The following is a 24,820-nucleotide window of genomic DNA, read 5'->3' as shown; positions in this document are numbered from 1 at the left end:
CCTGTCTGTACTCCTATAAAGAAGTCACTCGCTCATCAGCTACAGGTTTTTTCAAGATACTTTGACCATTACTATCAATCACCTGCTTATACCAATAGTAAGAAGCTTTCGGGTAGCGTTTGAAGCTGCCTTCTCCGTGATTATTCGCATCAACATAGATAAAGCCGTATCTTTTTTCAATACTTCCTGTCGATAAAGCGACCAGATCAATCGCGCTCCAAGGCATGTAGCCAATCACGTTCACTCCATCCTTAATTGTCTCCATCAGCGCTTCGACATGCGCCTGCAAATAATCAATGCGGTACTGATCATCGATTTGTCCGTTAATCAGCTTGTCCTTCGCTCCTAGACCATTTTCAACGATCATGATCGGAATTTGATAGCGATCATAAACGGTATTCAGTAGATACCTCAACCCCGTGGCATCGATTTGCCAGCCCCATTCGCTTTCCTGTAAATAAGGATTTTTTACACCAAAGCCTGAGATCAGATTTCCCGCGGCTTTATCCTTGCCTAATGCTTCCCCTTCTTCCTGACTGCTCACGCAAAGGGACTGATAATAGCTGCAGGAATAAAAATCAACACACCCTTCGGCTAAAATTTGTTGATCACCAGGTTCTGTGTGAAACGAAATCTGATGTTCGTCAAAATAACGTTTAGAGTAGTTTGGATAATACCCACGGATCATCACGTCGCTGCAAAACATATTTTTCATCTGCTCGTAATGCAATGTGCTAAAGACATCCTGAGGATCACTCGTCAAAGGATAGCCCACCATACTAGCGATCATACAGCCGACTTTTAAGGTTGGATCAATGTCATGGGCCATTTTTACGGCTTGCGCACTAGCCAAGAATTGATGATGCAGTGCCTGATATCTCGTATTATCGTTGTTAATCTCAGAAGGAATCGAGGCGTTCAAGCCAACGGCTGTCCGAATCCCAAAATTGACTAACGTACAATTGATTTCATTAAAGGTGATCCAATAGCTGACCTGTTCATGATAGCGTTCGAATAACGTCTGACAATATTTCAAATAATGATCGATCATTTCACGATTGGTCCAGCCGCCTCTTTCCGCCAGATACCAAGGAGATTCATAATGAGAAATCGTCACGATCGGTTCGATATCATATTTTGATAATTCTTCAAAGATCCGATCGTAAAATTGTAATCCAGCTTCATTTGGCTCTTCTTCAATCCCATTTGGATAAATTCTCGTCCAAGCTATCGACATGCGATACGCCTTTAAGCCCATTTCGCCCATTAATTTGATATCCTCTTGATAATGATGATAGAAATCCACTGCTTTATGAGAAGAATAGTATTCGTCTTCAAAAGCGGATGCAACTTCTACACGAACCCCTTCATCCATATCTGTAGCGATCGTATCGATGACACTGACGCCTTTTCCATCCTCATTCCACGCACCTTCAATCTGGTTTGCGGCAGTCGAAGCTCCCCATAAAAAATCAGTTGGCATTTTATTATCTAACATACAATACTTCAGCTCCGTCCATGTCTCTCAAGTGAATTTCTTCAAACTCCTTCGAATTTGTCACAACAACCATCGTCGTCGTATCAAAGCCTAATTCTTTGATTTTTTTAGCGTCAAACGTCAGCAATGGTTGATCCTTTTTCACAAAATCACCTTGCTTCACGAGCGTTTCAAAATACTCGCCCTTAAGTTCAACCGTATCAATTCCTACATGAATCAATAATTCCAAACCATCTAAACGCTTCAAGCCAATCGCGTGCTTTGTCGGGAAAACAGAAACGACTTCGCCATCAAAAGGACTGGTTACTCTCCCTTCACTCGGAACAACGGCAAAGCCTTCTCCCATCATTTTTGATGAAAATGCCTGGTCATTGACTTCCTCTAATTTAACAATTTTCCCTTTTACTGGAGATTCCACGGTATTTGTTTGACTTGTATCGGCAATATCCTCAAAACCAATCACATAGGTAATAATGAACGTGATTAAGAAGGTCACCGGAATACTGGTTAAACCTAAAATAAAGTTAGAAATGGATCCGGCATAAATCGGAATCGTTAATAGACTAGGTGTAACAAAGGTCGGTGCCGTTATCCCTAAAAATCCAATATAGCAGCCGCCTAATAATGAACCTAATAACACGGCGATAAATGGGCGTTTCAAACGAAGATTGACCCCATAAAGTGCTGGCTCCGTAATGCCCAACAAAGCGGAAATCGTCGCGGAAATGGCGGTTCCCTTTAAAGCATTATTTTTTGTTTTGACAGCAACCGCACCAGCTGCACCAGCTTCAGCGATATTCGCAGCTAATCCGGATGGCAAGAAAATGGCGTCAAACCCTTGGGTCGCAAACATTTGTACTAATAACGGAATCGTTACATTGTGCGTCCCTGTTAGTACCATGATCGGGAATAGTGCCGCATTCAGACCAACTGCAACCCAGCCCCATTGATTCATAATGTTGACTAACTTGAAGAATCCATCTCCAATGATCGTCGTTGCTGGTCCGATGATAATCAGCATGATCGGTGCAACGATCAGTAAGGAGATCATTGGCCGAAGAAAAACTTTCACAATCGAAGGACTGACCTTATCCGCGAATTTGTCCACGTATTTCAATAGCCAAACACCGAAAATTGCTGGCAAGGCTTGTGAACTGTAATTAATGATTTTCACGCCGATTCCGAAAAAGGTGGTGGCTGTTCCTTCATCGCCTAAGGTCAACAACGTCGGATGTAAAATAATAAGGGCAATTGCTAGAGCCAGAAAAACATCCACATTCATTTTTTTAGCAGCGTTGTAACTAACGATTACAGGTAAGAAATAAAAAACAGCATCTCCAATCATATTCAAGACAATATAACTCGATGAATCAACTGCGATTAAACCAGTAAAATTAAGCAACACAGCCAATACCTTGATCATCCCAGAACCAGCGATCACAGGAATGGCCGGAACAAAGCAGCTGATCATGGTATCTAGCCCTTGTTTCAAGAGATTCACAAGCTTGTTTCCTTCTTGCTTACTTGTAATTGAAGACTCAGACTTGACCGAATCACCTAAAATTTTCTGTACCTCTTTGTACACCTGATCCACTTCTGGTCCGATAATTATCTGAAATTGACCACTGGAACGCGTAAGACCGATAATCCCACCCTCATTTTCCAACGCCGCTTCGTCTACTAAAGACTCATCCCTTAGTACAAAGCGCAGTCGCGTGACACAATGAGAGACGGAGGTAATGTTCTCTTTTCCTCCAACACAACGAATAATGACTTCTGCAAGATTTTTGTGCTTCATTATAATTGCTCCCTTCGATGATATACCTTATTATCGCTAAAATTCCTGCGTTCATCTTTCGCGTTCTTATCCAGAAAAAAATTAATCCTATTCAATTTTTAATCTGTTCACTTAACCTGCTGAAAAAAGTTAAAATTTACTATAGGATTATTAATATGGGTCAAAAAGAGCCTATCAACAGGTTTGATCAATGAACATAAATCAAATGTAAATGCCGGATTTCATTTGGCTGAAGCATGATCTCTATTTCCAAACTATTGGTAGTTGTACGCATTCTTTTCCCTTTAATCATCGGTTTAGAGGCAGACAAAAGATAATCCAGCTCATCTCTGCCGAAAAAAGAGCTATTTTCAAACCCCATCTCATTAAAAATATGCAAACAGCTGCCCTGCTCCTCACTCAGTTCTCTTGATTTCAAAAAATACTGACCATTTTTCAGTCCAGAAATCGTCAATTTGATCGTCTTTGCCTGATTGTCTTCAAAAAGCTCCTTAAAATCACTAATGATCGCCCCTTCATTTTCCTGATTATAGAACCGATAGTTTGGGCTTTTACAATTATGGCAGACCAGCTGAATATATTGTCGGTTACTATAAGAAATCAGCATACTGTCATCCTTGTACAAAAAGTATTTATCCAACTGATTCAGAAATTTCAAGCTATAATACGCCGGTTTCTTGATGCCATCCTTCGTAAGAATTCCTGGCAAACCGGATAACGGCTTATTGGATGTGATAGGAACCATCAAATCAAAGGGCTGCTCGAGTGGCAAGCTCTCTACTCTCCCGTAGGCGTCAATAATATTTTTCAAAATACTAGCTCCGCGATAAGACGAATCATTGATGACTGAAAACTCATTCAGAGCATCCTTCCAGCTAGTAATGACAACCTCCGTAATGCCATGTTTCAAACAAATTTCTTTCGCTAGTTCGTATTGCTGCACAATATAATTCGTATCTGGTTTGCGATTAATATAATACTTCGCCCCTAATTTCTCGATGGAATAAGGAGCAATGTTGATGGTTAGCTTCGAAAGGTGTTGATTTTTTTCTAAAAAACGGGCGAGATTTCCACCTGAAGTATCCATCAATAAGCCAGGGCCTACAAGATTTTTCGCTAAGCCCAATTTATTTAACACCCGAGATAATTTCTCGTAAAGCTTCGCATAGTTACTGGCCTTGCTTTCAGAAAAATACGTATTATAGAACAATTCAAAGGTCATACTTTTCAAAATTTTAATGCCATAACGATTGGCAAAATGATTTAAGAACTGTTCAAAATACGCTTGAAAACTTGGCTGATGCGATATATCCCGATAATCGAGCACCAGCATGATGTTGAAATCCAAACTAACCAAAAAATCTAACGTCTTCTCCTCAATGAAAAAAGTCGTATTTTGGGTCAGATGATTGTCCAGAATTACTCTGGCAGTTTTAAAGGGCATGCTGCTTTTCAATTCAAGCAACTGTTCGTTCAAGCCGTTTTCGAAAACTCGCGAGATCGATCCGATATTCACGATATCGAACCAAAAAGGCTTGAGTGTCTCCGGCTCATCCCCAATTTCGACACAAATCTGATGGCGTTCTTCTTTCATCTGCTCTGGTTTACCAAGCAGTAACTTCTGAACCTCGGCATCGTTGACTTCTTCCAGTGTCGCTTTCTTCTCAAAATGGCTTTTGCGGTAATCAGTCGGCGTCACACCAAAATGAGCCTTAAAGGACTTTGTAAAAGAAATTTGATTGGGAAAGCCATGTGACAACGCTATTTTCAATAGGGTATCCGGCGAATTGACTACATCCTCCAACGCCTGCTCTAAACGAATGTCCGTTAAACATTTTAGAAAGGTCACTTGAAAGGTTTCCTTGAAATATCTCGAAAAATATTGCGGCGTCACATTGAATTTTTCAGCGATTACTTGAAGGGAAAGGTCCTCTGCGTAATTCGCATGAATATACGCCAGAATACTATTTTTCCGTGCTTCATCTTCATTTTCAATAAAAAGATTATTGGCAAAATTGGTCACTAAAAATGAGAGGAAATCGAACATTTCTTTTTGATAATGCAAATAATGCTCATCCATTTCGATATCCAGCTCGATCAGCTTATTCAAACGCAGACGCAGCTTGTCGAATAACTGCCCGTCCCCTTTTCGACTATCACAAACAAAAACGATTTTCTTGTAATCCATCATTCGCAGCAGCTCGTTGCTGGAAATAGTGAGCCGCGCAAAAGCGCCGTCACGACAATCTACCGCTACATCTTCATTTGGATTTAACAGTAGAAGATCCTTTTCATTTAGCTCAGAAATTCCATGAGCCAAATGGAGAAAAATCTGTCCCTTTAAAACATAATACAAGTAAAAATTCTTATCGCGGCTCTTATCCAATGACTGATTATAGATACTTATATCAATCGTCTTATTCATTCGACTTCCTCTTTCCTGCATTCACTTACTTCTATCGTATAGGAAGAATCCCCATTTGTATCCGTTTTTATCAAAATAAACCTGACAAAAAGAAAACATCTTTACTCACTTTGGAAGAAACAAGGTTCGCCAAAAGCTTTCAAGATGTCAAAAATTGATTGAGTCCTATTTTTCGTTTCAAAACCACTAATTCCAAGTACTCTCATAAGCAGTCATTGTTCGTTAAATACGCGTACACCGCTCCATAGATTCCGGCTTCATTCCCAAGCTGCGCTTTCTTTACGGAGAAATGTCCTTTGATTTGCGGAAACACATACTGCTCTAGCTTGTCTGTAAGTGGCAGCAACAATTGGTCGCCAGCTTCGGATAGTCCGCCACCAATCACTATTTCTTCTACATCGATCGTATTCATGATTCCAGCTAAGGCCTGTCCTAAGATATCCGTAAATTCTGCCAATACTGCCTGCGCATGGCCATTCTTTTGGGCCGCTTTCTCAAAAACCATTGGCGGCGTGATTTCCGGCCACGTCTCATTAACTTCCACCAGTTTCTTTCGCATGCTTAAGGTCAACCCGTTGGCAGAAGCAAAGGTTTCGAGGCAATTTCTACCACCGCAACCGCACAAGCGCTGTTCGTCAGAGCGAATCGGAATATGACCGATCTCTCCGCCAGAGGAATGACAGCCATTCAAGACTTCACCATTTAAGACGATGCCGCCGCCAACGCCTGTACCTAAAGTGACAAACAGCAGATTCGCGTTGCCCTGAGCTGCGCCCTTCCACATTTCGCCTAGTGCGGCTGCATTTGCGTCATTTAATAAGCACACGCCAATTCCTAAATCGGTTTCGATTATTTCTTTTAATGGCAGGTCCTTCCAATCCAAATTCACCGCTTGAACGACCATTTTCCCATCTGGCGAGATCGGGCCCGGTACACCGATCCCGATTCCTTTTACCGCTGCTAGTTCAGCATCTTCAAGTGTCGTTCGAATGGAGGCGCAAATCTCCTTAGGAATGTCTTTTCCTTTTTCTGTAATGTTGGTTGGGATCGACCACTTCTTCTCGATCGTTCCTGCATCGTTCATCAAGGCAAACTTGATAGAGGTGCCACCAATGTCGATTCCGATTAGTCTATTTTCTTGTGTTCTCATCCCATCACCTAGACAAAGTTTCGTAAGTAGTGGGCACTTTGCTTGATCGAACGTTTGACATCTTCGTAATCAGACTCATACGCCCGATCCTCTACTTCAATACAGGTATAGCCGCTATAGCCAATATCGGTTAAAGCCGAAACATATTTACCCCAGTCAACGTCGCCTAAGCCTGGTAATTTTGGTGACATATATTCTAACGGTGTCGCCATCACGCCGACCTCTTGGAGTTTGTTCCAATAAACTTTGATGTCCTTATAATGAACATGGAACAGCTTATCTTTGAATTCATAGATCGGAGCCAAATAATCCATTTGCTGCCAAACAAAATGCGATGGATCAAAGTTTAGGCCGATGTAGTCGCTACCTAAAAGGTCAAAGATTTTTCTGAATAAAGCAGGAGTCGTCATCAAATTTTGACCGCCTGGCCATTCATCTTCGGTAAAGAGCATCGGACAATTCTCAATCGCGATCTTAACTTTTTGCTTCTCCGCATACGCTAAGATCGGCTTCCAAACCTTTTCCACTTCCGTTAAATTTTCAGAGATCGTTTTTGAAGGCATCCGGCCAATAAAGGTCGTCACCAAGTTTATCTCCATTAATTTCGCTGCATCAATCACTGAATAAATATGCTCAATCACCAGCTGACGTTTTTCCAAATCCTCATCTAACGGATTCGGATAATAGGCCAAAGCCGAGAGCGCAACCTTCTTCTCAGCAGCATAGGCTTGATATTTCTCTGCTTGTTCCTTTGTCAAATTTTCTGTGTCAATGTGTGAAACGCCCGCGTAACGACGCTCTGCTTTTCCAGCAGGCCAGCAGGCAACCTCCACACAATCCAATCCATTTTCAGCAACGATATCGATCATTTCATAAAAATCACTTTGATCTAAAATCGCTGAAACCAATCCTAATTGCATGTTCCTACCCTCTTTCTATTCAAAATCAACTGAACGGTGCTCCTTCGCTGAGACGCGGATTGCATCCAATAGCTTCATTAAGCGTAATATCTCTGTTGGTTTAACTACTAATTCGCCTTCGCCAGCCACATAACTTCTGTATTGATCAAAAAACATGTCATGATTAACTGAAACAGCGGGAAGCTCTTCGGTGACTAGGCGGCCTTCTGGCGGTGGGCCAAATGAACGGGTCGGACCGGCTGCCGTCATAGTAATCTTGCCTGGAACATTTGTTAACAATTCACTTGTCCGAACGATTTTCCCTTGCGGATTAAATCCGTCCACATAAGCACTGCCCTTATTTCCCCCAACAAACCAATGGCGCTCAAACCATGAAGCTTCGTCTTTTAAGAAATACGTCCCTAATTCTACTTGACCAGTGATTCCACTATCAAAATAGAGCTGGATATTGAAGTAATCATCGACATTTTCATTAATGACATTTCGCACATCCGCATAAACCGTCTTCAATTTTCCTGGAATCATCCACAGCATTTGATCCAGCAAATGCACGCCCCAATCATAGAGCATCCCGCCGCCAAACTCCGGATACACATGCCAATCGTGCATGTTTCCATTGAAGCCATAGAGACAATTTTTAATCGTATAAATGTCGCCCAGTGTTTGACTGTCGACCACTTCCTTCATCAAGCGATAATCCTTATCCCAACGACGTTGATGGTGAATCGTAAAGCGAATACCGGCCGCTTCGGTGACTGCCATCATTTCTTGAAATTCTGTGCCATTCATCGCCGCTGGTTTTTCCAAAATAATATCCTTTTTGGCTGCAGCCGCTTTTTTCACCATTTCTAAATGTAGATGATTCGGCACCGCGATGATGACTGTATCAATGTCTTTTTCTGCTAATAATTGATCCGCCTTCAAAAAGGTTTTTACGCCTTCGTCTACTTCCTTCAGCTGGTCCTTATTAATATCACACACGGCGATCAAGGTTGCATAATCTAATTTTTTGATGGTTTGCGCATGAGTTTGACCCATGAAACCATGTCCAATGATTCCAAAATTTAACATCTTTCTAACCCCTTCTCTTAAATCGTCACCGTTCGTTCTTTCACACCGACTAACGGCACCGGAATATACGCCGTTCTAGTAGCTACAGTCAATTTCACTCGGTGATCGCCTGTTGATAGTCCGCCTGGTTTTAAGACGCGAATATATAAAGGTTCACCATACTCCCATTTATAAGTGGTAACAGTTGTTGCTTCTTTTAAATAGAACCAATCTTGCTGGTCGATTGAAATTTGGATGTCTTCTGTGGAGACTTCCGCATCATCCACCGCTACTTTAATAAATTCCACCATGGAAAGAGGGACACCACGATAATACGTAATCAGCGTTTGTAATTCGAATCCGATCACTTCGCCCTTTTCTTCAATATTTTTGCAGGTAGCTTCTTTAAACACATTATTGTCAAACATTCTCTACATCCTCCTATCCTTGAATCTCTTTTAAGCACGCCTGCAAGTATTTTTGGTTTGCGGCCACTTGTTCTTTTTCCTGCATTGGCTTACCTGGTAATGTGAAGCGGTTGCCTTCATACTCTGTTGCCACGTAACCGTCATAGTCTTTTTCATGCAGGTATTCTAAAAGTCCTTTATAATCCATCGAGTATTCTGGACCTTCAGGGGTCATTTCAAACATTTTGATGTGGAAATGCTTGATGTAAGGCATATATTCGTCCATCACGGTAAACGGATAATTTTCATAGCCATCGCAAAGCGGCGCAAACATTTGATCCTCTTTGGTTTTGATAACTTTTTTGAATTCTTCTGGATATTCGCCATTGTTTTCTTTTACGACACGGTGAAGGTCTGTTCCTTGTGCAAAGATCTCATCTAAGTAAGCAAACATTTCTGGGCTTGCGCCATTATTGACTTCATAGTTCACCACTACTCGCGGGAATTTTTTACAGAAAATTCCTGTATCGATCACTAACCCGATATAGGGAGAGTCCAACCGTTTCATTTCTTCGATAAAATGAAGCGTCTCAGGTTCATCAAAGGCCATGCCGGCATGAATTTCTAAAGCAATCGTCACATCATATTCTTTACAATAAGGCAGCAACGGTTCACAGACCCAATAAGGCACCATTGATACCAAACGAATCAATTTAATTCCTAAGCGATTGGCTTGTTTGATTTCTTCGATCAATAACTCAATACACTCGCGTTTTGTTAGGCTGCGATTGTTATAGAGATTGGTGTTTAAAAAAACATCCGCGATGACTGGCTTGATTCCTGTTTCTTCTAAAAGCTGATGCCAATGAGCCACATCTTCTTCAGCTGGATGAGGCGCGTTTTTGATCATTTGATCTGGTAAAATTTCTACTCCTTCAACCTGATGTTCCTGTAAAAAGTGCATCAAATCATCCAAGTTCATGCGATGATTTAAGTATTCATCCTGTAAACTATATAAACTTACAGCCGTTTTGATTTTCGACATTTGTATTCCTCCTACGAATAATTAATAAAGATGATGGGACGAGCGCCTGCTCTCAATTGCGCTCGTCCGCCTCATTAAATTACAGTTCTACAACTTTTCCAGTTTCAGCAGATTTGTAGATGGCTTCTAAAATTTGTGTCACTACAATCGCTTGTTCTGGTTTGACGACGGGTTCTGTGTCATTTAAGATCGCTTCGACCCATTGCTTCGCTTCCGCATCTTTTTGCTCCAAGCTGCTGCCTTCAAAGCCAAAGACACCGCCAGCATCGGAAGGTTGTGTTTGCTCCAATTGGTTATGAGCTGCTTTATTAAAGACTACATACCCTTGATCCAAGAAGGCTTTCCCGAACATTTCCGCGCCGCCTTCTGTCCCGCAAAGTGTGACCTGCGCTTCCTTCGGATTGATCATGTTCAAGGCCCAAGCGGCTTCCAAGAAGATCGTTGCGCCATTTTCCATTTTGATTAAACCGAATGCGGAATCTTCCGTTTCAAAGGATTCCGGCTCCCACGGTCCAAACATATTCGCCATTGGATTATCCTTCAATTTTTGATAGGTCGAGCCCAAAACCATTTTTGGTTTGTAATTATTCATGTACCAAAGGGTTAAATCTAACGCATGGGTACCGATGTCAATCAACGGTCCGCCGCCTTGTTTTTCTTTATCTGGGAACACACCCCACGTTGGAACTCCTTTTCTACGAACGGCATGGGCTTTGGCAAAGTAGATTTCGCCTAATTCGCCCTTGCTGCAGGCATCATAGGTTGCTAATGAATCCGCCCGGAAACGATTTTGATACCCGATCGTTAATTTTTTACCTGTACGTTCTGCTGCATCCAGCATTTTTTTCGCTTCGGCATAATTGATCGCCATCGGTTTTTCACACATCACATGTTTGCCGCTTTCTAAGGCATCAACGGTAATAAATGAATGAGAAATGTTTGGAGTTAATACATGAATCACATCTATGTCGTTCTTCGCCACGACTTCTTTATAATCTGCGGTTACTAAAGCATCTGAAGCCCCATATTCTGCCGCTGCAGCTTCTGCCCGTTCAAGGATCGTGTCACAAAAGGCCACCAGTTCTACTTGATCTGCTAATTTCGCTAACGCTGGTAAATGCTTTTGGTTGGCGATCCCGCCGCACCCGATAATACCGAATTTTAATTTTTTCACGTTGTTTTCCTCCTTGATTGCTTGATAGTAGCTAATCACCCATTCTGACTAACCAGCTAATAGATATCGCTTACAAATACTAGTTTACTGAATGATGGATTATTGTACTCCTCAAATCCTACGTTAAAAGACCAAACATCTTTGCACTTTGTCCATTTATAGTTTTTATCGTGCAAGTTTGTATCATACATTTATGCTCAGTCGTTGCTATTCTCACGTTTTTCATCTAGTTGAGTCCGAATATCATCCGTATCCTTGTCACTTAAGTTCCATAGTAGACAAGCTAAGGCTGATGCGAAGAACAAGATTGCCGGAATCAGATTTACGACTAAATTGATGCCATTTTTAGTCGCCAGTGATTGTTCCATATTGGCCCGATAGCCGAATGAATGCAGCAACATGATCCCCACAGAAGCACCGATAGCGTTTCCAATTTTTGTCGCTAATCCATAAGTGGCATAAGCTGTGCCATCTGTCCGAACGCCTGATTTCAATTCTTGATAATCCACAGAATCCGCGACTAATGAAAGGGAGATTGGAAAGCCCATATTGAAAAGTCCAAAGATCACATGACCGGCAATAATCATCGGTAAATTGTCAAAATCAGCGAAATACACCACTAACAACCCAATTCCTTGAAGAATCAAGGAAACCATCAATACATTGCGTTTGCCAAAGCGTTTCACCAATGGAACAATGGCTAAGGAGCAAAGAGCTCCGCCAATCGATGGAATCGTCATCAGCAATGCGATCAAGGTAAACGCGCCTAAACAATAGATGACATAAAAAGTTGTCACGGCGATTCTTCCCATAAAAGCCGTCATTTGCAAGATCATGATCAGAAAAACAATCATTAAATATTTATTCCCAATGACATTTTTGATCGTCGTCCGAAATGGTACTTTGTGTTCATTTTTCATTGGTTGAACCACTTCCCGCGAGGTCATGAACACCGCGAAGAACAATGGAATCGAAATCACTGCATAGATCAAAGCTGTCATAAAATAGCCGCGGCCAGTCGCTACCTGCGAGCCATCTGAAAATGCCAACATGATAAAGGAAGACATCGAATTCACAATAATCATTCCAACATTCATCCCAACCGAACGCCAAGCATTTAACTGATTTCGTTCATTGGCATCCTCACTCATGACCGCTGCCAAGGCACCGTAAGGAATATTCACCAAGGTATAAATCATTCCGGCAATAATATAGATGACTGCTGCCCAAATGATGCCCGCTGTTCCATTTCCGAATGGACCGGTAAAGGTCAAGACTGAAAATAGTGCTAGAAATGGTGAGCCGAAAGCGATGTAGGGACGAAAACGTCCGAGTTTGCTTCTGGTCCGTTCAGCGATCATTCCCATCATCGGGTCATTGATCCCATCCCATAATCGAGCAATTAACATAATCATCGAAACTGCAACTGGAGCCAAACCAACAATATCCGTATAAAAAACGGTTAAATAAGTGCCGACAAACGTCCAGACAAATTGGCTTGCCAAATCACCCAATCCATACGCCATCATAGAAAACTTCGTTAATCCCTTTTTCTCCATCTTCATTCCATTTTCAAAGACATCTTTTTCCATGTGAACCTCCTAGAAATAGTTTATTTGCAAACGTTTACAATGATTAGTTTAATCTGCTAGAAGGTACAATACTCGGCGTTTTCGATCGATTCTACTGATACTTTCACAGGATGATCGACAAAAACGCCACAAAAAAACAAGATTGTATTACACAATCTTGTTAACGAGAGATCTTTTGGATTTCGATCAGTTGAATATCCTGCGGAAAAAGCGCCAATTCGATTTTTAACTGGTGGTTTCGAGAATGCCCGTCTCTTATTTCAAGCTGCGGTTCACAGCGATGTTTCAGATAAGTAATCAATTCATCATCTAATCGATCAGAACTGCTGACCTGATTAATTTCTTCTAATATATTGCCAGCCTCTGCTCCAATACGATAATACTTGATACGATAGTGACTCTCCTCCTCTTTCAACTCTTTTAACAGCACCCGTTTCGTTTGAACATTTCCAGAGGCAAATAGCGCAGCTGCGTTTCTCCTAGTAAAAACACTATTATGATCGTAATAATAGGTAGAGTTTAAATGACTATAGGAATAACACAAAATTTGTATTTTGTTCGGATCCTCTTTTGTTATCAATAAATCCTCTGATTGATACACTACCTGTTTACTCAATCTATTTAGGAAACGATAAGCATAATAGCCAATCTTCGGTATACCGTTTTTAGAAATCAACCCGGACCCGCCAAAAATCTCTTTATTGGCTGTGTCAAAGGTCGTAACCGATAAATCCGTCAGTTGCCAATAGCCAATTAAATCACAATGCGGCATCGCCCCTAAAGCATTTTTCAAGATATAACTGCCCTTAAAAGCCGTATCATTGATAATATCGCGACTTAAAATGGTTACATTGAATTCTGTAATGAAAATTTTTCCCTGATAATTGATTTCCGTCACAAGCTCTTTGAAATCCTTTATGCGATGAAGCATGTAGTCAGAGTCTGGTGAAATCGGCTCATGGTGTTGTTTCTTTTGATTCATCTGCTGCTTCACCGCATCCATCGGATAGATCGATAAACTAAGAAAATCCGGTGCTCCTTTACTTGTGGTCCACTTGGTAAGAAAATCACTCAAATCTCGTGTTTCAATATCCAAACTTAAGCCGCAGCCGCCAATTTGGATCGTAGGAACAATTTGCTTTACCGCTTGTTGAATGTTTGAAAAGACGTCAATATAGGTTTTTTCTTTCGCCAAATTCAGTTGAACGCCGTTATCATCAATGCGCATTAACTCCTCACAACCGATCGTTTTCAAAACCAACGGATTTGGCTTCCAGATCTCAATCATCCATGAAGAAACTTCTTCTAAACCAAATACATCGACACAGTGATGAAAAAAAACTTGGAATCGTTGGATCAAATCTGATAGTTCATAAGACTTCCGGATAAAAGGATGGCTTTTAATAATTTGGGTATGGGATTCATGGATCAGCTTTCCTTTAAAGCCCAGTTCCAAAAAGGGCTTGATCCCTGCCTTCAGCATGATCCGGATGATCTCATCCACCGTCGAAAAATCGTAGGCTTCTCCTACCTGTTCGAGGATTTCTTCACTTAGCAAGCCCCAGATTCTACCATAATTAAAGGGATTATTTTCCTGCAAAAATTGGATTTGTTCTGCAAAGGAGGCATGCGTCAAATCACCCGCATATCCCAGATTAATCATATTTTTCTGAAAATTCTGCCTTGTAGCTTCTTGCATGGAAACCTGAATCGTCTCATCATCGATTTTGCTTTCTTTTTCCTTAAAATAGATTTCTAGGCTTTGGATATCCGCCTTCTCCAGCTGCTTTTTTTTGGCGTCGACTTTGGCTTCTGCCTTTATCTCTTTGCGAAATTCACTAGGTGTCAGCCCTTGATACTTCTTGAATAAGCGATTAAACGAGTTAATATTCGAAAAGCCGGCTGAAAAAGCAATATCGGTAATTGATTTTTCTGTCTCTAACAAGTCTTTACGAACCTTTTCCAAACGCTTGCGAATCAAATACTCGTTCATCGGCATGCCAATTTCGTTAGAAAAGCTGCGTGATAAATACTGATCGGAAACATAGAGCTTATTGGCAATATCTACTAAACGAATATCCTTATCGAAATTGTTATCAATGTAAAATTTCAGCTCGTAAACCTTTTGCTTCATGCTTCGCTCTTCTTCAATCGTAGAAGGCTTGGTATACTCCTTCTCTAGCAGTTGCAGGATATGAAAATATTCTTCAAAGACCGCTGAAATTGTCTGTTTTTCCTGCAAAATATACAATTTTAATAGTCTCTCGATGGATTGAATGACTTGATGATCTGCTCTCTTCGCATCCGTAACCGAATTTCCTTCAAAAACCTGAGCCGCCTGTTCTTCAAAATCGTACTTCAACACAATTTCAAAGGCGCGCGCATTTTTGGTATAAACTGTATGTACTAACGATTTAGATAAAATGTAAAAATCATTCTTCTGCAATGAAAGAATCGTTCCTTCTTTTTCAATCATTACTTCACCAGCTAATACGTAGATTAAATGGATATTCAAATCAAAATGCTGCATGATTCGATTATCTGTCAATACATTTATCTCAATGTTCTCCCATGGTTCAATCAAACGCATAGTATCCCTCCTCTGAGCCGCTCATTGCTAACAACTAATCATTATACCGCCAGTACGCTGGGTTAAGTAAGCGGTTTTTCTCTCTTCATCATACATGAGAACAACCTAGAGGTTCTAGTTTTCTTAAAAACTTTGGGTCAAATTCTTCAATTATTGGAGAATTCTCCTTTTTCAGCACTTTTTTAAAGTACTTTAAACAGTCTTTTTATTGTCTTTTATGTATACAAAAAATCTGTACTGCTTCCTTTGCCTGATGTAACAAGGCTTACCAGAAACAGTACAAGATCAAACAATATTTTATTTAAACAGTTAGGCGTTTGTTGATGGTAAAATTGTTTCTACTTCTGAATGAGGGCGTGGAATCACATGAACAGATAATAATTCACCCACACGTTGAGCCGCAGCTGCCCCCGCATCGGTTGCCGCTTTTACTGCGCCGACATCACCGCGAACTAAAACAGTCACGATTCCGCCACCAACACGTTCTTTTCCTACTAATGTAACATTGGCAGCCTTCACCATTGCGTCGGCCGCTTCAATTGATCCAATCAATCCTTTTGTTTCGATCATTCCTAATGCATCTGATTTCATTTTTGTATTCCTCCTAAATTATTTTCTGATTTTTATTGTTGTTCCTGGCGTAACACCAAGAGCATTGGCTTCTTCTGTGTCAATATGACACTCTAAGCCTGAATTCGCAGTTGCGCGAATTACTACATTGTTTAAGCTTCCACCACGCTCACCAGCAAAATCGATTGTTACGACTTGACCATCTGTCACCCCAAAACGTTCTGCTTGTTCCGGTAACATATGAATATGACGCTTGGCGATAATTACCCCTTTGCTCATTTCAAATGCACCGTTAGGGCCAATCAAGGTCAGTCCAGGTGTTCCTTCTAAATCACCAGATAACCGTAACGCACCCTTTACTCCGAGTTTGAACGTATCGCTTTGTAAAATTTCTACTTGTGTTTCTGTTCTCACCGGACCCAAAATTCGGACTCTTTCGATGACTCCCTTTGGACCAGCCAGGGTGACACATTCTTTACAGGCGTATTGCCCCGGTTGAGATAGGTCTTTTAGCTTCGTTAATTGATAGTTTTTGCCAAAAAGCTTATCCAACGCAGCTTGATTTAAATGGATATGTCGATTTGAAATTCCAACCGGAATCGAATCGTCATTTGGTACATCTTCAGGATTTAAATGTGCCATGATGGCATTTAGAATCACTTCATAATCTTCCATTCGTACTCCTTTAGTTCTTTATTTGCTTCAATTTAAGCATTCATTTGCTTCAAAACTTTCCGTACTACTTCCGCCAATTCTGACAATTCTGCCGCCGAAAAATCCTTCATACTTGAAGTGTCGGTTTCAGCCTCGGATGATTGACTCGCTTTCACTGGCTTCGCAACCAAACAGGCATCCACTGGCTCTTCCAATTCTGGATGAGAAAAACTAATATCTTCAGCCAATAAGGTTGTCACATCCTTTAAGCCGTAGGCGACTTTTTTAATGTTCAACAAATGCTTCGGACTGACATTCTCAGAAACAGAGCTGCCGCCAAAGGTTCCACAGCCTAAGGTGAAGGAAATCGGCAAACCTGTACTGATTCCTGTTCCACCTTGGCTGCCGCCTGTATTCACTAAAATGCGTGAAGCCGGCTTCGCTGCAAATTTTAAGACGATATCGCGATTATTCGTATGAATGCTCATGGTATGTCCGATGCCATTTTGCAACAATTCGATGCTCAGATGGCAGGCTTCTTCCCAATCCTTAACGGTATAAAAGGCTAAAACGGTTGTTAATTTTTCAAATGACAACGGATTTCCCGGACCGACACCGCTTTGACGACCAATCAAAACAGTTGTTGAATGAGGAACAGTAAAACCGGCTGCCTCCGCGATCACTTGCGGGTTGCGACCAACAAATTTCGCATTCATTGCATGACCGCTACCTTTAAAGAGCAGCCCGCAAACTTTTGCCGTCTCTTCTTCTGACATGAAGTAGCCACCCTGCGCTTTTAATTCAGCAATAACCTCGGCTTCATTAACTGATTCACAGATAATCGATTGCTCAGAGGCACAGATCGTCCCATTGTCAAAGGTTTTACTGGCAATAATTTGTGAAACTGCTTTTTTTACATCCGCACTACGTTCAATATAAGCAGGAGAATTCCCCGCTCCTACACCAATCGCAGGTTTTCCAGAACTATAGGCAGCTTTTACCATTCCTGGACCACCAGTAGCGATGATCAAACTTACTTCATCAGCATGCATTAATTCATTTGTTGATGCCATTGTTGGTGTCGAGACACAGCTGATAATGCCTTTTGGTGCTCCAGCTGCTTCAGCGGCACGACTCATCATGCCTGCAGCCTTTTTCGTACATTCGGCGGCCGCAGGATGCGGAGCAAAAACAATCGCATTTCGTGACTTCAACGCTACCATCGCCTTGAAGATAACCGTTGATGTGGGGTTGGTTGAAGGGATAATGCCTAAAACTAAGCCAACTGGCTCCGCCACATCAAGGGTTCCTTTGGTGGTATCCTCAGCGATGATCCCGACTGTTTTTTCATCTTTGATTTCTTCGTAAAGCAACGTTCCGGCTGCATGATTTTTGTATGCCTTATCCGCTACTCTTCCAAAACCCGTTTCCTCTACAGCCGCTTTCGCTAAGCAAACAGAAAATTTTTCTGCTGCCTCTTTCATACTCTTTAGAATTGCATCGACTTGCTCTTGGCTAAAGGTCGCAAATTCTTGAGCAGCCTTTTCCCCAGCTCGAGCTAAGTCTCGCGCTTCCTGTACGGAACATAAATCTTTGTCAAACTTATTCATTTTTATGTGGCTCCTTTAGCGCTAAAATTTTAAAAAATCTATCTCATCCATTTTTCGTAACTGTGGCTTAAGGACATCATTACTAGCCGTTTTGAAAATGTGCGCACAGTTCAGAAACAAGCTGTTCCTTGTTGGCCTTGTGTACATCTTTTTTGCTGATAGCAAAATTGGATTGCTTTTTCGCAAGCTTTCGCAGATCAATCACTTTCATTTCGGTTAAAGCTGCTTCCATTTCTGCTATTTTTCCAGTCTTTCCCCATTATGCAAGAATTGCTCCTGAAATTATTGGGTTTGACGAGGGTTCAGAATTCTGACTAGCATCCAAGATCGGCTCTTCTAAATTTTTATCAGAAAGGGCTGTTTCTTCAACTTCAGTTAACTCTGCTTCCTCAATTGTGGGCATTGATTTTTCGCTAATCTCCTGAACCTCTTCTGCTTTTTCAAAAAGGCTTAAACTTTCATCTGGACGAGGGATGACATGAGTTGTCACAAGCAGTGTTGCTTCAAGCTTTGTCACAGCTGAAGCCGCAGCATCAACTGCCGTTTTGACCGCTCCCACATCTCCTGATACCATCACCGTCACCAATCCGCCTCCAACAATTTCTTTTTGCGTTAAGCGTACTTCCGCTGTTTTCAGCATGACGTCACTGGCTTCAATCGCAGCCACTAACCCTTTTGTTTCGACTAATCCTAATGCTTTCATTGTTTACTCCTTTATCGTTCACGTCGTGAGCACCATCTTCTACAGCAATTCTGACCAGTTCGCTGGATATGTGGCATAAAACAGCTTCACTTTATCAGGCGAACCCCAAGTGACTTTACTACCCTTCGGTACGAAGACTACATCTCCTGGCAGTGCTGTGAATTTTTGCCCATCGATCGTAATTTCCAAGGTTCCACTAATCACATAATCAATCTCTTCATAGCTGAGTTCCCAATCAAAGCGTGACTGATCAATTTCTAAGAAGCCTGCACTGATTTTCGCTTCTTCTTTGCTGATGAGTTCTTGATAAAAGACCTTCGCTTCGGGAACGCCGGTTTCAAAGAGATTCATTTCCACAGTGCTGCCTTTAACAACTTTTAATCCACTGGCATGTTTTTCAGATTGAAAAGGCGCCGTTTCACCAGCTAAAATCATTTTCAATAGCTGCAACAAGGTCTCCTGATTCAGTTCATCAGGCAAATTAAGCTCTTCTTCTATACAAGATTCTTTTAATGGGATATTTAATTCTTCGATTAAATCCTGTGCAGCTGGTGTGATAAGCGTATTCTGATCGACACAAAGAGGTTCGCCAGCCTCATGCGCTTTCGTTACAGCCTCCAGACATATCAATTTCTTCATTGCACCTGATCCTCTCTATACAGATTCACAGCCTTCGTCGATAATACCGATCACCGCCGCGTCGACTGGAATCGCATCATTTTCCAGCATTCTTCTAGCGGCACTGCCGCAGGTAACAATCACTCGATCACCAATCCCTGCACCAATTACATCGCAGACGATCATTTGCTCACCATCCCGTGATCCGCCGATGATTTCTGCAATCATAAGCTTCAATCCGTTCAATTGCTCTGATTTTCGTGTTGCCCAAATATTATCGATTAATCGTGCTGTTACCATTTTCGTTCCTTCTCTTTTCGTTTGATTTCTTCGATTGCTGCTTCGACAGACGCGGTATCACCGAAAATCGCTAATAGGATCATATTCTGCGGACAACTTCCGCGAATATCCTCCACCGTAACACCTACTGCCTTTTCAGCAACATCAGCCGCGCAGACCATTTCAATCAATTTTCCTTGAACTAATCCTACTGCGTCTGGTACCTCCAGTGCTGCTTTAGGGCCAGATCCCTTACGGCGATTCAATATAGCCAACGTCCCTTCACCGGGAGATTTAATCATTCGACAATCCATTTGCTGCTCCTCCTTCATTTGATAAAACACGTTCTTCTATCCGACAATAGGATAAAAGCATAAACCTATTTTTTAAGTCTTTTAGCCTACCGCCTGATCTACAATGCTTCATCTGTGCAGCTCAGCGCGATACCTAATGGAGTAACAAACATCGGATTCAACGGCTTGTATGTTTTAATATTGGTTTTTGCTTCAATGATTTTTTCGATTCCCGTCAAGCAAGCGGTCCCGCCAACTAAATACAGAGCATCGATTTCAAAACCGTCAATTTGTTCAGTAATGATTGTCGCGATTTTTTCTACTACCGGCTTCAAAACAGCAAGCAACTCTTGATGATTGTTTTGATCTCGTTTATACAGTTCCGCTTCGGAAAAAGAAAATTTGTATGCACCTGCTGTTACCAGCGTCAAGTGTGTCCCGCCCGTCGCTTCATCCACGACTTTTACAACTTCGCCATTTTTGATAATGGAGATACCTGTCGTTCCGCCACCGATATCGACGACTGCTCCATTTTGAATCGCTAACACCTGATTAGCCGCAGTCGGTTCATCCAACACATTGGTCAATTCAAAACCTGCTCCTTGAACAACATTCTTAATTGCACCGCCATCTAACGCATCTGTTCCAGGAGGAATTGCCGCTGCCGCATAAATAAGTTCTTCACCGAGTTGCTCTTCTAACTCTGCCTTTAGCTCTTTCACGATGGTGATTGCACCAATGTAGTCCACCACCATGCCATCTCGTACGACATCCGCATAACGATAAGCCCCAGCCACTGGTTGATAATTTTCATCCATGACGGCTAAAACGATACAGGCGGTCCCAAGATCGACACCGGTATAAAGCGTACTTGTTGAATTTTTCTTCGGTTTCTTTATTACTGCTTCAAATTCTGCGACTAATTGGTCACAGGTGGTTATATCGGTCATTGTCATCACAGGCGCTTCCTCCAAGTTTTAACATTTTAAAGCTTTTCTAACTGTTCGATTTCTTTTGCAATTAATTGGATCAATTGCTCTAAGGCTGCTTGTTGTTCATGGGTGACACAAGTTTTTAATGCATTAGCATAGATGACTGCGCGTCTCAATGCTAATATGATCTTTCCCCCTGGCTGAAAAATCTGCTCCTGACTGATGTCAGAAAGCGTTAGCAGTTCATTTGCTTCATTTTCAGTACCGGCAAACTCCTCAAGATCTCCTGTTGCGATGGCATTTACAAGTTGAGTGAAGGCGGTTATTCGCTTACAACTTGCTGAACAAACATTTCTCGTCTCTAACGCCGCCTCCCATAATTCGACTTCCAATAACGGAAAAAAAGTCTCGCGCTTGGTTGCTAAGGCTAGCGTTCTTCTCGTTTCATCAGTCGATCCTCCAACAACATCCGGTTTATCATGCGTTACAATCGGAATCTGATGATCTGTCAAAAACTGTCTTGCCCCAGGGGTCAAACGCTCATCTTCTGCTAACCAAAACTGTTCGATTACCTTCTGGCGATTTTTTAACTGTAATTCCTGCTCAGTGATAAAACGCATCAGCAACCACCTCGAAAAATTCTGGCATAAATCCCTGCCAGATCCGCTTCCGTAACCTGCCGTGGGTTCGTTAATGTACATTTATCCTTCAAAGCTGCTTCAGCCATTTCTGGAATGGCTGCACAAAACGCAGCTTCCTCAATTCCTAAATCCGTTACCAGCTTCGGAATACCGAACTTTCGAGTTAATTTCTGAATACCCGCAATCAACAGATTAACTGTCGTTCGTTCTGTTGTAGAAAAAATTCCCAACAAATTCGCTGCTTCAGCATACTTACTCAAAGCAGGCAGCTCCTGATTGCTCTCAATTCCCGCATTAAAGCTAATAACATGTGGTAATAATATCGCGTTGGCTCGACCATGAGGAATATGAAAACGGCCTCCTAACGCATGAGCTAAGCTGTGACAAATTCCTAAAGAAGCCTCGCTAAAAGCCATCCCCGCTAAACACGAAGCATTATGGATTTTCTCCCGCAGTTGTGCATTTTCACCATCAGCCACAACCTTAGCTAAATCCTGCCAAATGATCCTCATGGCTTTTTCCGCACAGGCATCCGTGAAGTCGGTGGCATTCGTTGAAACATAGGCCTCCAAGGTATGGGTTAAGACATCAATACCAGTGTCCGCAGTAACGCCGCTAGGAACCGTTAGGGTAAAATCTGGATCTAAAATTGCAATATCAGGAATCATCGCATCATCCACCAAAGCATACTTGCCACTAACGGATGGATCGGAAATAACCGCAAATGAAGTTACTTCACTACCAGTACCACTTGTTGTTGGGATACAGATCAATTCGACTGCTGCTTCGATCCCTGCCTGTTGATAGATTTGTCGAACCGCTTTTGCCGTATCTAAGGCAGAACCACCACCTAAGGCGATCACTGCGTCCGGTTGAAAAGCTGCCGCATAGGCAACCCCTTTAGTCACTACTTCAATTGTTGGATCTGGAACGATTTCTGAAAAAATCTGGTATGGTATTTTCGCTTCCGACAAAATAGCTGTGACCTTCTTTACCATCCCGCTGATTATCATGAAAGGATCGCAAATCACTAAGACCCGCTGGCATGGACAATCTTTCAGATAATTTGTTGCGTTACTACCGGAAACGATTTTTGTCGCCATTTTAAAACTTCCCACTCTCTCGCCCCCTTCCTAAAATTAATTGTTCTATTGGATTTAACTCTTCTTTTTCTAAATCAATAATCAGATCAATCTGTTCAACTCCACAAGCCAAAAGCTGAGCTTTTGCTTGCTCTAAAGCAGCTTCTTCATAAGTCTCGTGATAGGTGACTACTCCATAAATAGGGATTCGAAAGACCTTCGCGAAGTTCGGAGGATAGCTGCCGCGTTTTGCAGTAACCGGCTGTAAAAAAATCCCGCAAGTTGCCGATTGCTGCAAAGCGATCACATGCTTATGCATCCAAGGACTTTCCAAGTAGCTATCTGGAACAATGATTGTCCGTTGATGATAAACAATACTTGCAACTTTCTTTAGCGGCTGCAAACGTGTTCTTTCCAAATAATTCGCAATTTTCAGCTTGCCGCTGTCTCTTGGACCGACTAAAAGAACTTTCACGTTCGAGTCACTTCCACTACGTTGAAACGCAATACCTCTTTAAAAACCCGCAGCACTTCGTTCAAGCCGGTTTCAACACTTTCAACATCTCCGGTGATAACCACCGAACCAGTAAAGCGATCTAGAAATCCGATTTCAACATCCGCCACTTTCGCCGCTGTATCTGCCGCAATCATTGCGGTTTCAAAAGGAGACAAGGTCAAAATACCAATAGCTCCCGCCTCGTCGATCCCTAGTGATTGATAGACACTGGTTATTGGCGCTGCTATGACATGAGCTAACGTAATTTGTTTCCCAGGTACCGATTCTTCAATCACTCGCTGGGCTAATATTTCCGACATCATTTCTCCCCCTTAATGACGCACTACTCGTACCGGAAAATCATACTCAGCAATCCATGCCTCAATCTGATCTAAATCAGCATCAGCTAAACTCGGATCACCTTCTACCGGATAGTCCATGCCTAGTTGTCCATATTTATTGACGCCTAATTTGTGGTAAGGCAGTAAATCGATCCCTTTAAAATTCGGCAAGTCTTTGTAAGGCAGCAGGAACTCCACGATTTCTTTGATTTCTTCATGACTGTCATTGATCAGCTTAAGCATCGGCATTCTGATTTGGACCTTATAGCCCCGCGCCAACAGCTCCTTTAAATTAGCTAGGATTTTCTCATTACTGATCCCAGTTAATTCATTGTGACGCACAGGATCCATGTGCTTCATGTCATATAGAAAGAGATCGACATAATCCGCCATTTCTAACAATTTATTCATGTGACTATGGCCGCAGGTTTCAATCGCAGTATTTAGTCCATCCGCTTTGCATGCTTTCAAAAGTGCCAACGCTGCTTCAGGCTGCGCAGTACATTCGCCGCCGCTAAAAGTCACTCCGCCGCCAGACATTTCATAAAAGGCGTCGTCTTCATGAATCACATCCATTAATTCCGAGATGGTCATAATCGAGCCCGTGATATTAAGTGCCTTCGTGGGACAGGCATTTACACATTCTTGACACCCATTACAGGATATATCACGTCGCACCTGGTGTTTCCCGTTGTCATCCATGTAGTGGATACCTAAAGGACAGGCATCCACACATGCACCACAGTTCGTACAAACACTTTCCTTAAACATGACTTCAAACCGACGCTTGATCCCTTCTGGATTGGCACACCACTGACAACGCAGTGGACATCCTTTAAAGAAGACGATAGTTCTGATCCCAGGACCGTCATACAGGCTATACTTCTGCACATTGAAAATCATCGCTTGCCGTTCTATCCGTTCCTCTTTCACATTTACCATCCATTCCAAG

General features: G+C 42.0%; 25 protein-coding genes. All 25 read right to left on the bottom strand.

What is annotated here, in order from left to right:
* Positions 1-13: 13 nt before the first annotated feature.
* Complete coding sequence (locus tag IGI44_RS21845; protein ID WP_438790017.1) at positions 14-1,498, bottom strand: glycoside hydrolase family 1 protein; 1,485 nt, start codon at positions 1,496-1,498, stop codon at positions 14-16.
* The gene (locus IGI44_RS21840) at positions 1,488-3,296 is read right to left on the bottom strand and encodes a beta-glucoside-specific PTS transporter subunit IIABC (protein ID WP_438790016.1); all 1,809 of its coding nucleotides are present in this window, start codon (positions 3,294-3,296) and stop codon (positions 1,488-1,490) included. Before IGI44_RS21840 ends, IGI44_RS21845 begins: the two co-directional genes overlap by 11 nt.
* A 187-nt stretch (positions 3,297-3,483) precedes the next feature.
* The gene (locus IGI44_RS21835) at positions 3,484-5,721 is read right to left on the bottom strand and encodes a helix-turn-helix domain-containing protein (RefSeq protein ID WP_438790015.1); all 2,238 of its coding nucleotides are present in this window, start codon (positions 5,719-5,721) and stop codon (positions 3,484-3,486) included.
* Positions 5,722-5,923: 202 nt separating this feature from the next.
* Positions 5,924-6,871, bottom strand: coding sequence for an ROK family protein (locus tag IGI44_RS21830; protein WP_438790014.1), 948 nt, complete (start codon positions 6,869-6,871; stop codon positions 5,924-5,926).
* Positions 6,872-6,879: 8 nt separating this feature from the next.
* Entirely contained in the window at positions 6,880-7,791 is a 912-nt protein-coding gene (locus IGI44_RS21825) for a sugar phosphate isomerase/epimerase family protein (RefSeq protein WP_438790013.1), read from the bottom strand.
* Positions 7,792-7,806: 15 nt separating this feature from the next.
* Entirely contained in the window at positions 7,807-8,862 is a 1,056-nt protein-coding gene (locus IGI44_RS21820; RefSeq protein WP_438790012.1) for a Gfo/Idh/MocA family protein, read from the bottom strand.
* A 17-nt stretch (positions 8,863-8,879) separates the two neighbouring features.
* Positions 8,880-9,269 carry a C-glycoside deglycosidase beta subunit domain-containing protein gene (locus tag IGI44_RS21815; protein ID WP_438790011.1) on the bottom strand — a complete coding sequence of 130 codons (390 nt, stop codon included), beginning with the start codon at positions 9,267-9,269 and terminating at the stop codon, positions 8,880-8,882.
* 13 nt (positions 9,270-9,282) lie between these two features.
* Positions 9,283-10,293 carry a sugar phosphate isomerase/epimerase family protein gene (locus tag IGI44_RS21810; protein WP_438790010.1) on the bottom strand — a complete coding sequence of 337 codons (1,011 nt, stop codon included), beginning with the start codon at positions 10,291-10,293 and terminating at the stop codon, positions 9,283-9,285.
* A gap of 79 nt (positions 10,294-10,372) precedes the next feature.
* Entirely contained in the window at positions 10,373-11,467 is a 1,095-nt protein-coding gene (locus IGI44_RS21805; RefSeq protein ID WP_438790009.1) for a Gfo/Idh/MocA family protein, read from the bottom strand.
* 197 nt (positions 11,468-11,664) lie between these two features.
* Entirely contained in the window at positions 11,665-13,059 is a 1,395-nt protein-coding gene (locus tag IGI44_RS21800) for an MFS transporter (RefSeq protein ID WP_438790008.1), read from the bottom strand.
* A 160-nt stretch (positions 13,060-13,219) separates the two neighbouring features.
* Positions 13,220-15,649, bottom strand: coding sequence for a GH39 family glycosyl hydrolase (locus IGI44_RS21795; RefSeq protein ID WP_438790007.1), 2,430 nt, complete (start codon positions 15,647-15,649; stop codon positions 13,220-13,222).
* 309 nt (positions 15,650-15,958) lie between these two features.
* Positions 15,959-16,240 (bottom strand): BMC domain-containing protein, encoded by a 282-nt coding sequence (locus IGI44_RS21790; protein ID WP_016178630.1) that lies wholly within the window; start codon positions 16,238-16,240, stop codon positions 15,959-15,961.
* Between the two features lie 18 nt (positions 16,241-16,258).
* Positions 16,259-16,894, bottom strand: a complete 636-nt coding sequence (locus IGI44_RS21785; protein WP_438790006.1) for a phosphate propanoyltransferase — start codon at positions 16,892-16,894, stop codon at positions 16,259-16,261.
* A 32-nt stretch (positions 16,895-16,926) separates the two neighbouring features.
* On the bottom strand, positions 16,927-18,483 hold the full coding sequence (locus IGI44_RS21780) for an acetaldehyde dehydrogenase (acetylating) (protein ID WP_438790005.1): 1,557 nt from the start codon (positions 18,481-18,483) through the stop codon (positions 16,927-16,929).
* Between the two features lie 82 nt (positions 18,484-18,565).
* The gene (locus IGI44_RS21775) at positions 18,566-18,715 is read right to left on the bottom strand and encodes a hypothetical protein (RefSeq protein WP_438790004.1); all 150 of its coding nucleotides are present in this window, start codon (positions 18,713-18,715) and stop codon (positions 18,566-18,568) included.
* A 27-nt stretch (positions 18,716-18,742) separates the two neighbouring features.
* Entirely contained in the window at positions 18,743-19,186 is a 444-nt protein-coding gene (locus IGI44_RS21770) for a BMC domain-containing protein (protein WP_438790003.1), read from the bottom strand.
* A 39-nt stretch (positions 19,187-19,225) separates the two neighbouring features.
* Positions 19,226-19,825 carry a cupin domain-containing protein gene (locus IGI44_RS21765; RefSeq protein ID WP_438790002.1) on the bottom strand — a complete coding sequence of 200 codons (600 nt, stop codon included), beginning with the start codon at positions 19,823-19,825 and terminating at the stop codon, positions 19,226-19,228.
* 15 nt (positions 19,826-19,840) lie between these two features.
* Positions 19,841-20,104, bottom strand: coding sequence for a EutN/CcmL family microcompartment protein (locus tag IGI44_RS21760; RefSeq protein WP_102866482.1), 264 nt, complete (start codon positions 20,102-20,104; stop codon positions 19,841-19,843).
* Positions 20,098-20,397 (bottom strand): BMC domain-containing protein, encoded by a 300-nt coding sequence (locus tag IGI44_RS21755; protein WP_438790001.1) that lies wholly within the window; start codon positions 20,395-20,397, stop codon positions 20,098-20,100. The genes IGI44_RS21760 and IGI44_RS21755 overlap by 7 nt, the downstream gene beginning before the upstream one ends.
* 98 nt (positions 20,398-20,495) lie before the next feature.
* The gene (eutJ, locus tag IGI44_RS21750; protein WP_438790310.1) at positions 20,496-21,332 is read right to left on the bottom strand and encodes an ethanolamine utilization protein EutJ; all 837 of its coding nucleotides are present in this window, start codon (positions 21,330-21,332) and stop codon (positions 20,496-20,498) included.
* A gap of 29 nt (positions 21,333-21,361) precedes the next feature.
* Positions 21,362-21,928 carry a hypothetical protein gene (locus IGI44_RS21745; RefSeq protein ID WP_438790000.1) on the bottom strand — a complete coding sequence of 189 codons (567 nt, stop codon included), beginning with the start codon at positions 21,926-21,928 and terminating at the stop codon, positions 21,362-21,364.
* Positions 21,928-23,067, bottom strand: coding sequence for a 1-propanol dehydrogenase PduQ (locus IGI44_RS21740; RefSeq protein ID WP_438789999.1), 1,140 nt, complete (start codon positions 23,065-23,067; stop codon positions 21,928-21,930). The genes IGI44_RS21745 and IGI44_RS21740 overlap by 1 nt, the downstream gene beginning before the upstream one ends.
* Positions 23,054-23,506: a EutP/PduV family microcompartment system protein gene (locus tag IGI44_RS21735; RefSeq protein WP_438789998.1), complete on the bottom strand. Its 453-nt coding sequence runs from the start codon at positions 23,504-23,506 to the stop codon at positions 23,054-23,056. Before IGI44_RS21735 ends, IGI44_RS21740 begins: the two co-directional genes overlap by 14 nt.
* Positions 23,503-23,847: a BMC domain-containing protein gene (locus IGI44_RS21730; protein WP_438789997.1), complete on the bottom strand. Its 345-nt coding sequence runs from the start codon at positions 23,845-23,847 to the stop codon at positions 23,503-23,505. The genes IGI44_RS21735 and IGI44_RS21730 overlap by 4 nt, the downstream gene beginning before the upstream one ends.
* Positions 23,848-23,859: 12 nt before the next feature.
* Positions 23,860-24,810 (bottom strand): choline TMA-lyase-activating enzyme, encoded by a 951-nt coding sequence (gene cutD, locus IGI44_RS21725; RefSeq protein ID WP_438789996.1) that lies wholly within the window; start codon positions 24,808-24,810, stop codon positions 23,860-23,862.
* Positions 24,811-24,820 lie beyond the last annotated feature (10 nt).

It is taken from the genome of Enterococcus sp. DIV0756, assembly GCF_051710745.1.
Lineage (GTDB): Bacteria > Bacillota > Bacilli > Lactobacillales > Enterococcaceae > Enterococcus_A.
This window is presented reverse-complemented; position numbering and strand designations above follow the sequence as displayed.